Genomic DNA, 2,500 nt, shown 5'->3' with positions numbered 1-2,500 from the left:
TGCGGATCACACCCTAAGCTTCGGCTCGTGGCTTGAGCCCCGTTACATCTTCGGCGCAGGAACCCTTATTTAGACCAGTGAGCTGTTACGCTTTCTTTAAAGGATGGCTGCTTCTAAGCCAACCTCCTGGTTGTTTTGGGATTCCCACATCCTTTCCCACTTAGCCACGAATTAGGGGCCTTAGCTGTAGGTCCGGGTTGTTTCCCTCTCCACGACGGACGTTAGCACCCGCCGTGTGACTCCCGGATAGTACTCTCGGGTATTCGGAGTTTGGTTGGGTTTGGTAAGACGGTAAGTCCCCCTAGCCCATCCAGTGCTCTACCCCCCGAGGTATTCATCCGAGGCGATACCTAAATATCTTTCGCGGAGAACCAGCTATTTCCCAGTTTGATTGGCCTTTCACCCCTAACCACAAGTCATCGGAGCCTTTTTCAACAGGCACCCGTTCGGTCCTCCAGTGAGTGTTACCTCACCTTCAACCTGCTCATGGCTAGATCACTAGGTTTCGGGTCTAATCCAACGAACTTGACGCCCTATTCAGACTCGCTTTCGCTACGCCTTCACCTATCGGCTTAAGCTTGCTCGTTAAATTAAGTCGCTGGCCCATAATACAAAAGGTACGACGTCACCCAGAACGTATCTTGGGCTCCGTCTGTTTGTAGGTGTCCGATTTCAGGAACTATTTCACTCCCCTCGTCGGGGTGCTTTTCACCTTTCCCTCACGGTACTGGTTCACTATCGGTCGCTGAGGAGTACTTAGGCTTGGAGGGTGGTCCCCCCATGTTCAGACAGGATTTCACGTGTCCCGCCTTACTCGAGCATCAATGGTCGCATTACTTGTACGGGGCTATCACCCTCTAAGGCTCTGCTTTCCTGACAGATTCCAATTGTCTTCCAATGATGACTGGCCTGGTCCGCGTTCGCTCGCCACTACTAACGGAGTCTCGGTTGATGTCCTTTCCTCCAGGTACTTAGATGTTTCAGTTCCCTGGGTTCGCTTGAAACCTCCTATGTATTCAGAGATCTCATACCTTCTCTTGATAACCGGAAATCCAAACCCTCACGTCTCTTTCGAAACGCAAGGCCTTGGAGTTCCGGCTATCGAAGGTGGGTTTCCCCATTCGGAAATCCACGGATCAAAGCTTCTTCGCAGCTCCCCATGGCTTATCGCAGCGTAGCACGTCCTTCATCGCCTCTCAGCGCCAAGGCATCCGTCGAACACCCTTAAGGCACTTGATTGCTCTCATTATCAATGTCCACACACTCGGCAGAATGTTGCTCGCAGCACATCCCGAAGGACGAACCTTCAAAGACGACGCCGCAAACGGACACTGATTAGAAAGACCAGTTATTGCTTCGTAAGATCGAACCGATGACGATGCGGTCAAGCGTCGTCAACATGAAGCGTTTTACAACCTAACCATCTTGCGATGCTCAGGCGCCGAAAACGCTCCGGAGATAAGCGAACGGCCTCCGCAGATTGCTCCGCAGATCCGAACTCGGATCGATCTCCTCTATACGATGTCAGATAACCCGCCGGCCGTGCTGCGCACAGGCCGGCGAATACAAGATGCGGACGATGTCCATCGCGCTGTCCGGATGACAGCAGCGAGACACAAACACGAGTCTCAGGAACCAATCGGCGATCGTCCATCTGGTGGAGCCAGACGGGATCGAACCGACGACCTCATGCTTGCAAAGCACGCGCTCTCCCAGCTGAGCTATGGCCCCGTAACCAGAAGACGAATGCGACGCTCGATGAGTGTGGTGGGCCTGGGAAGACTTGAACTTCCGACCTCACGCTTATCAAGCGCGCGCTCTAACCAACTGAGCTACAAGCCCTCAGCACGAGAGGTCACGGCAATCCATCGGCGGCACAAGCCAGCCGACCAACTGCGCGCACCCCAGGCGCGTGTTCGTCCGCGAAGAAAGAGAAACGAAGACGGCGAAATCCCGCCAATGAGGCTCGTATGACTTAGAGCCTCTGATGTTTCTAAAACAGGTCGATAGTTGCCGAAGCAGACTGAAGACCCATCCTTAGAAAGGAGGTGATCCAGCCGCAGGTTCCCCTACGGCTACCTTGTTACGACTTCACCCCAGTCGCTGACCCTACCGTGGCCGGCTGCCTCCATTGCTGGTTAGCGCACCGTCTTCAGGTAAAGCCAACTCCCATGGTGTGACGGGCGGTGTGTACAAGGCCCGGGAACGTATTCACCGTGGCATGCTGATCCACGATTACTAGCGATTCCAACTTCATGGGCTCGAGTTGCAGAGCCCAATCCGAACTGAGACGGCTTTTTGAGATTTGCGAGGGGTCGCCCCTTAGCATCCCATTGTCACCGCCATTGTAGCACGTGTGTAGCCCAGCCCGTAAGGGCCATGAGGACTTGACGTCATCCCCACCTTCCTCGCGGCTTATCACCGGCAGTCTCCTTAGAGTGCTCAACTAAATGGTAGCAACTAAGGACGGGGGTTGCGCTCGTTGCGGGACTTAACCCAA

General features: G+C 54.2%; 2 tRNA genes and 2 rRNA genes (1 of these 4 cut by a window edge). All 4 read right to left on the bottom strand.

Features of this window, described 5'->3' with window-relative positions:
• A 23S ribosomal RNA gene (locus ACFFJ6_RS25490) occupies positions 1 to 1,239 on the bottom strand; it reaches 1,584 nt to the left of the window's first position.
• Between the two features lie 416 nt (positions 1,240 to 1,655).
• Positions 1,656 to 1,731: transfer RNA gene (locus ACFFJ6_RS25485), tRNA-Ala, on the bottom strand.
• A 34-nt stretch (positions 1,732 to 1,765) separates the two neighbouring features.
• Positions 1,766 to 1,842, bottom strand: a tRNA-Ile gene (locus tag ACFFJ6_RS25480).
• 199 nt (positions 1,843 to 2,041) lie between these two features.
• A 16S ribosomal RNA gene (locus tag ACFFJ6_RS25475) occupies positions 2,042 to 2,500 on the bottom strand; the annotation flags it as partial.

This window comes from Rhodopseudomonas telluris (assembly GCF_042432815.1).
Classification (GTDB): domain Bacteria; phylum Pseudomonadota; class Alphaproteobacteria; order Rhizobiales; family Xanthobacteraceae; genus Rhodopseudomonas; species Rhodopseudomonas telluris.
The sequence above is the reverse complement of the archived record's forward strand: the minus strand, read 5'-3'. Positions and strand labels throughout refer to the sequence as shown.